The sequence below is a fragment of the Saccharothrix sp. ST-888 genome, from assembly GCF_000955975.1.
Classification (GTDB): Bacteria; Actinomycetota; Actinomycetes; order Streptomycetales; family Streptomycetaceae; genus Kitasatospora.
Genome location: NZ_JYJF01000328.1, coordinates 1 through 627 on the forward strand (window position 1 = coordinate 1; position 627 = coordinate 627).

Annotated in this window: 2 protein-coding genes; both read right to left on the reverse strand. The window is 67.1% G+C overall.

The genetic code is table 11. The annotated features are described in order from the left end of the window. On the reverse strand, window positions 1-366 hold a 366-nt coding region (locus UK12_RS32920; RefSeq protein WP_045306882.1), incomplete at its 3' end, for an ATP-binding cassette domain-containing protein. After that, window positions 359-627: oligopeptide/dipeptide ABC transporter ATP-binding protein (locus UK12_RS32925; protein WP_045306883.1), on the reverse strand; the 269-nt coding region annotated here is incomplete at its 5' end. The genes UK12_RS32920 and UK12_RS32925, both read right to left, overlap by 8 nt.

A 627-nucleotide genomic window follows, 5' to 3' on the forward strand; every position in this document is an offset into this window, starting at 1 on the left:
CTCGAACGGCTCCCCGATGATGTCACCCACCGTCATCCGCGGATTCAGCGACGTGTACGGGTCCTGGAACACCATCTGGATGTTCCGGCGCACCGCCTTGAGGGCGGCACCGGAGAGCTTGGAGATGTCCTCGCCCTTGAACAGCACCTCGCCCGCGGTGGCCCGCTCAAGGTTCATCAGCACCTTGGCCAGCGTCGACTTCCCGCAGCCGGACTCACCGACGATGCCCAGGGTCTCGCCCCTGTGCAGCTCGAAGGAGATGCCGTCGACGGCCTTGACCGCGCCGACCTGCTTCTTGAAGAGGACGCCCTGGGTCAGCGGGTAGTGCTTGACCAGGTTCCTGACCTCCAGGATCGGCTCAGCCATGGAGGGTCTCCTTCCAGAGGTGGCAGGCGCTGCGGCGACCGGCCAGCTCGGCGCCTTCCTTGTCGGTGACCTGGTGCAGCGCCGGGATCTCGGTACGGCAGAGGTCGGTAACCACGTCGCAGCGCGGGTTGAACGCGCAGCCGGCCGGGACCTTGAGCAGGTTCGGCGGCAGGCCCTTGATCGCGTACAGGTCCTGGCCCTTGTGGTCCAGGCGCGGGATCGAGCGGAGCAGACCCTTGGTGTACGGGTGCGCGGGGTTCG